Consider the following 6,555-nt stretch of genomic DNA (forward strand, 5'->3'; position numbering starts at 1 on the left):
TCGGAAGGCAGCCGACCCGGACGCTTCAGCCAGCGCAACGCCCCGTCGCTGCTCTATGTGCGCTACGTGCCGCGCCGCCACTTCTACCAGGATGACGACGCGCCCGCACCGTCACCGTTCGGCGGCCTGTTCAGCGACGGCCGCGCGGATACGCTCGCCGAGCAGATCCGCGGGCCGCTGTTCGATCCGAACGAAATGAACAACCGGTCGCCGGCCGCGCTGCTGCGCAAGGTCGACGCGACCGAACTCGCGCCCGATCTCGCCGCGCGCTTCGGCGCGCCGGTGCGGCGCGATCCCGAGCAACTGGTGCGGGCGATGGGCCTGGCCGTGGAGGCCTATCTGCAGAGCGACGAGATGGCGCCGTTCACGTCGCGCTTCGACGCGTTCCTGCGCACGCGCAAGCCGCTCGCGCCGGCCGAGATGCGCGGCCTCGCGCTGTTCCGCAATCCGGACAAGGGCAACTGCATGAGCTGCCATACGCTGTCGGAGACGTCGAGCCGCCCGGAGCGTTCGCTCTTCACCGATTTCGGCTACGACGCGATCGCGGTGCCGCGCAACCGCGCGCTGCCGGCGAACCGCGATCCGCACCATTTCGACAACGGGCTGTGCGACACCGCACGGCGGCTGCGCTGGCCCGAGCCGACGCAATGGTGCGGCTACCTGCGCACGCCGGGGCTGCGCAACGTCGCGGTCAAGCAGACGTTCATGCACAACGGCGTGTTCACGACGCTGCGCGACGCGGTCGCGTTCTACAACACGCGCTCGACCGATCCGGGCTTCTGGTATCACGGGGCCAGAACGTTCGACGACGTGCCGGCCGCCTATCGCGGCAACATCAACGTCAACTCGACGCCGATGAACCGCCGGCCCGGCACGCCGCCCGCGCTGACCGACGCGGAAATCGACGATATCGTCGCGTTCCTCGGCACGCTGACGGACGCGCGGTATACGCAGGTTGCGGCCCCCGTGGCGCCCGCTGCCCCTGCTGGCCCTGCTGGCCGGATCACGCGAACCGCCTTGCCGGCTCGCTGACCCCGGCCGAATGGCCAGCCATACGCGCACCCGCTTGCGGCCGCCGCAAACACTGGTTATATTTACAGTACTGTATTTATGAACAGTGAGGTGCGAGATGGAACATCTGGTCCGTATCGTCAACGAAGCCGATCGCCAAGTGCTGGCGTGGCTCCGCGCCCAGGTCGGCGATGCCCGCGTCGAGCGCGCGGCTCGCCAGCTCGGGCATACGCGCAAGCCCTTCCCGTCCGCCGTATGCCGGTATCTGGGCATGAGCGCGCCGGCCACCCTGCGCCAGGCCGAACGGCCGCGCGCCGCACGCGATTTCTCGGTCGGTGATCGTTACCTGTCGCTGATCCGCCAGCACCTCGCCACGCATTCGGCCAGCCGATGAAATGGCGGCGGCTTGCCGCGTCGGTGGCCCGGAAAGCCGCGGGGCTCGCGTATTCGCAAGCCTCGCCGGTCGCCACCGCGCTTAGGTGGCCGCCATGGCTTCCCGTACGAGGCGGCCCAGCGTTTCGAACGCCGCTTCGTGCGCCGCATCGAACACGCGCGTGCAAGCGAGCCGGATATAGCCGTCGAAGCGGTCGGAATTCGAGAAGATCGAACCGGGCGCGATCCTGACGCCGTGCGCGAGCGCGGCGTCGAACAGCGGCTCCGAGCGCACGCCGTCCGGCAGCGCAATCCACAGCAGCATCCCGCCCGGCGGCTGGTTCATCCGGGTTCCGGCCGGGAAATGCCGTGCAATCGCATCGATCGTCACGTCGCGCTGCACGCGCAACTGTTCGCGGAACCGGTGCAGATGGCGATCGAACGCGCCCGAGCCGACGAATTCGGCCGCAACGGCCTGCAGCAACGCTGCGTTATGCCGGCTGTGCGCGAACTTCAGCATCTTCACGCGCGCGTGCCAGCGCCCCGCGCTGATCCAGCCGAGCCGCATCCCGGGGGCCAGCACCTTGTTGAACGACGGGCAGTAGATCACCGTGCCGTCGCGATCCCATGCCTTCACCGGCTTGACCGGCTGCGGCGCCTCGACGAGTTCGCGATAAGGCTCGTCCTCGATCACGGCCACGCCATGGCGCGAACAGAGCGAGACGAGCGCGGCCTTACGCTCGTCGGGCATCACGCAGCCGAGCGGGTTCTGCAGGTTCGGCACGACCACCACGGCCCGAATGTCCGGGTACGCGGTCAGCGCCACTTCGAGCGCCTCGATCGACAGGCCGGTTGTCGGGCTGGCCGGGATTTCGAGCGCGCGCAAGCCGAGGCTTTCGAGCAACTGGATCAAGCCGAAGAAGGCCGGCGATTCGATCGCGATCGTGTCGCCGGGGCGCGCCACCGCGCGCAATGCGAGATTCACGGCATCGACGCCGCCACTCGTCGACATCACGTCGTCCGGCGTCACCGTCACGCCATACGACAGCGCACGCTTGGCCATCGTCTGCCGGAATTCGGGCGAACCGCCAACAGGCCCCGCATCGGTCAGCAACGTGGGTTTGCGCCGCAACAGGCGGATCGCGAGCGCCTGCAGGCGCTCGGCCGGGTACAGCGTGGCCAGCGCGGACGCCCCGCCGAGATTCAGCGCATCGGGCGCCGCATTTGCACGGTCGATCACGCGCGACACGCGTTCGTGCAGGCCCGCGAACGGCGGCTCGACGCTCAGCGGCGGCCCGTCGCTTTCCGGCAGCAATTCGAGCGCGACCGCCGCGCGGCGCCGCACGAAGTAGCCGGAGCGCGGCTTCGCCTGGCACCAGCCCGTATCCTCGAGCCGCCGGAATGCCTGGATCGCGGTCGACAGGCTCACGCCGTGCTGTGCCATGAATGCGCGCACCGACGGCATCCGGTCGCCGGGCGACAGCGTTCCGGCCGCGATGATGCGGCGGTAATGCTCGGCGAGCCGTTCGTAAAGCGGTTCGCCGTCCATCGGCAAGGGCGGGCGGGATGAATCGGTGAAAGGCGTCATGCAGCCGATCGTGCCCGCGCGGCCAATCGCACGCCAGATACAGATTCCGGGGAAACCCACCGATACAGCGACACAAAATCGTCGTCTGAACCGCAACAGATTCCCGGCGCCTGAATCTGTCGTGCCGGTGCCCGTTTCCCTAACCTGATTGCACGCTGTCGCCTCGCCGTCGCAAGGCCGCGCAACCGGGAAAGGAAATCGCCATGCGGACGCATCAGATCCGGCTCGACGCCGGGCAAAGCCACTTTGCGTGGTTCGACAAGGGAAGCCAGGTGATCGTGCTGGATGGCGCGCTTGCGGTCACGCTGCGTCACGGCGGGCTGGACTGGCTGCCCGACGCGCCGCAGCACATTCGCCGCCTGCTCGACGAAGGCGAATGCCTGACGCTCGAGACAGCCGGTCATGTGGCGCTGTCGGCCGGCGGCACGGGTGCGGTCAGTACGGCGGTCGTGGAGCCGAATGAACGGCCCGGCGTGTTCGCGGTGTGGCTCGCGATCCTGCGCCGGCTGTCCGAACGGATACGCGGTGGCCATCACGTGCGCGAACACTCCTGAATTGGAGACTTGCCGCGTCACCACGGAGCATCAAGCCGACACCACGACATCCGGCGGAGGTCTGGAGCGATCCGGTTCGGTCGCACTCGTGCAGATCGACCAATCGTGACCGGTCCAACCGCCGGAGCCTGCCTGCCACGCGGCGGTCACGACATCACCGCACGCTCCTGCGCCGTTCGATCCACTCGAACACCACCATCCCTGCCAGCATCGCGACGACGAACACGATTCCCTTCGCCGATCCGAAGCCGATCGACACGATCGCGGGCCCCGGGCAGAACCCGGCGATCCCCCAGCCGATGCCGAACACGGCACTTCCGGCAACCAGGCGCACGGTGATCGCCCGCACCGCCGGCAACTGCATCGGCAAGCCGAGCCACGTCCGGGTCCGGCGCTTCGCCCAGGCAAACGCGAACACGGCCACGCCCGTCGCGCCGGCCATCACGAACGCGAGCGACGGATCCCAGCGGCCCGCCACGTCGAGAAAGCCGAGCACCTTTTGCGGATTGGCCATGCCCGACACGATGAGGCCGACGCCGAACAGCAGCCCCGCCAGAAACGCGAATCCTGCCTGCATGTCAGCCTCCCCGCACGTGCTGTCGCACGAAGACTGTCGCGAAGCCTGCGACCATGAAGACCACCGTCGCGACCACCGAGCGCGGCGCACCGCGCGACATCCCGCACACGCCATGGCCGCTCGTGCAGCCGCCCGCGTACCGCGTGCCGACGCCGACCAGCAGCCCGGCCGCCACCAGGTCGACCCAGCCTGCGTCGACCTGCGGCGTCAGGCGGTTCCCGGCGACGTACATCACGAGCGGTGCGACGATCAGCCCGGCGACGAACGCGGCGCGCCAGTCGCGCTCGCCGGCGCGTGCCGTGAGCAGACCGCCGACGATGCCGCTGATGCCGGCAATCCGGCCGTTGAACGCGACGAGCCACGCGGCCGCGAGCCCGATCAGCACGCCCCCGGCCAGCGACAGCCACGGCGTGAAATGAAGCGCATCAAGCTGCATCGCGCCGCCCCTTCGCGGCCGGGCCGCAGAACTGTTCGACCAGCACGCCCATCACCGCGATTGCCGCCGGGCTGTCGAGCGAATAGTGGATGTTCTTGCCGTCCCGACGCGTGCGAACCAGCGCGTTGTCACGCAACACGCCGAGCTGCTGCGACAGGGTCGGCTGGCGGATATCCAGCGCCGTCTCGAGATCGCTCACGCAACGCTCGCCCTGGGACAGTTCGCAGAGCAGCAGCAGCCGGTCGGGATTCGACAGCACCTTGAGCAGCGCGCAGGCCGATTCGGCGGCCGCGCGCATCTGGTCGGGGTCCGGCAACCCGGTGGAAAGATCGTCGTTCATCGGCGCGAGGAGACAATTAAAGAATCAATATTATATTAATTTATATAATGATGATTCCCGCCACTGACCGATGAGCGGCCTTGCGCCCTCCTTCGCTCAGGCCCGCTCGCCCGCAATCGCCTTCGCGGCAGACATGCGCGCCGCATCGGCACGCACCACGCCGAGCGCCAGCACCGCGATCCCCGCGATCACGCATGGCGCCGCGACGACGGCAAACGCAGTCGACAACGGCACGCCCATCGCCAGCATCGCGCCGCCCGCCATCGATCCGACGACCGAGCCGCCACGGCCGATCCCGTTCGCCCAGCTCACGCCGGTGGTGCGGCACTCGGTCGGATAGAACGCGGCCGACAGTGCGTTCGCGCCAACCTGAGACCCCGACACGCAGAAGCCGGCCGCGAACACGGCGAGCGCGGCGCCCCACGGCGATGCGGCAAACACGCCGATCGCGGCGACGAACACACCGGCCGCCGCATAGCTGCAGGCCAGCACGCGATGCGGGTCGAAACGGTCCATCAACCCGCCGAGGACGATCGCGCCGAGCGTGCCGCCGACCTGAAACATCGCGGTCACGCGCGCAGCCGTCTGCAGCGTCGCGCCGGTCGTGCGCAGCAGCGTCGGCAGCCAGCTCGACAGCAGGTAGATCACGAGCAGGCTCATGAAGAACGTGAGCCACAGCAGCAGCGTGCCGCGCAGCAGGTCGGCGCTGAACAGGCGGCCGAGCGGCGACCCGGCCGGCTTGCCGGCGGGCGCGATGAACGACGCGTTCAGAAGATGCGGATCCGGCGCGATGCGCCCGAGCATCGCCGCGATCCGCTCGCGCGCCGCGCCGGTGTTGACGAGATAGCGCACCGATTCCGGCAACCGCCACGCAAGTACCGGCAACAGAAGCAGCGGCGCCGCACCGCCGACGACGAGCACCGAGCGCCAGCCGTGGTGTTCGATCAGCGACGCAGCCGCGAGCCCGCCGAGCGCGGAGCCGATCGTGAAGCCGCAGAACATCGTCGTCACCAGCAGCGAACGGCGCCGCGCCGGGCAGTATTCGGACGTCAGCGTGATCGCATTGGGCATCGCACCGCCGAGCCCGAGCCCGGTCACGAAGCGCCACGCGATCAGCTCGGTCAGGCCGCCGGCGCTCGCCGACGCGGCGCTCGCGATGCCGAAGCACGCCACGCAGGCGAGCAGCAGGCGCTTGCGGCCGAACCGGTCGCCGAACGGCCCGAACACGAGCGCGCCGGCCATTAACCCGGCGAGCCCCGCGCCGAACACCGGAGCGAGCTGCGCGGGCGACAGGCCCCATTCCGCGCGGATGACGGGGGCGATGAAACCGATCGATGCGGTATCGAAACCGTCGATCGCGACGATCAGAAAGCACAGTGCGACGATCGCGGCCTGAAACGGCGCAACGCGATGACGGTCGATCCATTCGCTGACGTCGATGGACAGCGTATCGGCCATGATGGTGTCTCCTCCAGGAAGGCGGTCGCGCGTCGTGTCGTTGAAATGCGCGCCGCCGGAATCGGGCCAACCGCGCCGCGTTACGCGACGGACTTCAGGCAATCCTCCGCGCGCCAGCCGTGCAGCCAGTCGAGCGCGTCGTAGAACTGCGCCTGCGTGCGGCCGACCCAGAGCCCGTTGCGCACCTGCCGCTCGACGCCCTTCGCGTGATAGATCCGC

Annotated in this window: 8 protein-coding genes and 1 pseudogene; 3 read left to right on the forward strand and 6 right to left on the reverse strand. The window is 68.9% G+C overall.

What is annotated here, in order from left to right; all coding sequences use genetic code 11:
- A partial coding sequence (locus G3N93_RS31345; RefSeq protein ID WP_206134696.1) for a cytochrome-c peroxidase occupies positions 1–1,032 on the forward strand: 1,032 nt, incomplete at its 5' end.
- A 97-nt stretch (positions 1,033–1,129) separates the two neighbouring features.
- Positions 1,130–1,405, forward strand: a complete 276-nt coding sequence (locus G3N93_RS31350; RefSeq protein ID WP_011355479.1) for a hypothetical protein — start codon at positions 1,130–1,132, stop codon at positions 1,403–1,405.
- 81 nt (positions 1,406–1,486) lie between these two features.
- Here the strand turns inward: G3N93_RS31350 and G3N93_RS31355 are convergent, their stop codons facing one another.
- Positions 1,487–2,971 (reverse strand): PLP-dependent aminotransferase family protein, encoded by a 1,485-nt coding sequence (locus tag G3N93_RS31355; RefSeq protein WP_206134697.1) that lies wholly within the window; start codon positions 2,969–2,971, stop codon positions 1,487–1,489.
- Positions 2,972–3,174: 203 nt separating this feature from the next.
- Between G3N93_RS31355 and G3N93_RS31360 the strand changes: the two genes are divergently transcribed.
- A complete protein-coding gene (locus G3N93_RS31360) occupies positions 3,175–3,525 on the forward strand; it encodes a hypothetical protein (protein WP_206134698.1) in 351 nt (116 codons plus the stop codon).
- Positions 3,526–3,679: 154 nt separating this feature from the next.
- Here G3N93_RS31360 and G3N93_RS31365 read toward each other — a convergent pair whose 3' ends face one another.
- The 5 genes and pseudogenes from G3N93_RS31365 to G3N93_RS31385 form a co-directional block, all read right to left on the reverse strand.
- Positions 3,680–4,102 (reverse strand): DUF6691 family protein, encoded by a 423-nt coding sequence (locus tag G3N93_RS31365; RefSeq protein ID WP_174944998.1) that lies wholly within the window; start codon positions 4,100–4,102, stop codon positions 3,680–3,682.
- A 1-nt stretch (position 4,103) separates the two neighbouring features.
- Entirely contained in the window at positions 4,104–4,538 is a 435-nt protein-coding gene (locus G3N93_RS31370) for a YeeE/YedE family protein (protein ID WP_206134699.1), read from the reverse strand.
- On the reverse strand, positions 4,528–4,878 hold the full coding sequence (locus G3N93_RS31375) for a helix-turn-helix transcriptional regulator (protein WP_174935744.1): 351 nt from the start codon (positions 4,876–4,878) through the stop codon (positions 4,528–4,530). Before G3N93_RS31375 ends, G3N93_RS31370 begins: the two co-directional genes overlap by 11 nt.
- Before the next feature lie 96 nt (positions 4,879–4,974).
- Positions 4,975–6,336 carry an aromatic acid/H+ symport family MFS transporter gene (locus G3N93_RS31380; RefSeq protein ID WP_206134700.1) on the reverse strand — a complete coding sequence of 454 codons (1,362 nt, stop codon included), beginning with the start codon at positions 6,334–6,336 and terminating at the stop codon, positions 4,975–4,977.
- A gap of 80 nt (positions 6,337–6,416) precedes the next feature.
- Positions 6,417–6,555: pseudogene (locus G3N93_RS31385) on the reverse strand (3-hydroxybenzoate 6-monooxygenase); the annotation flags it as partial.

The sequence above is a fragment of the Burkholderia sp. Se-20378 genome (assembly GCF_017104665.1).
Lineage (GTDB): Bacteria > Pseudomonadota > Gammaproteobacteria > Burkholderiales > Burkholderiaceae > Burkholderia > Burkholderia lata.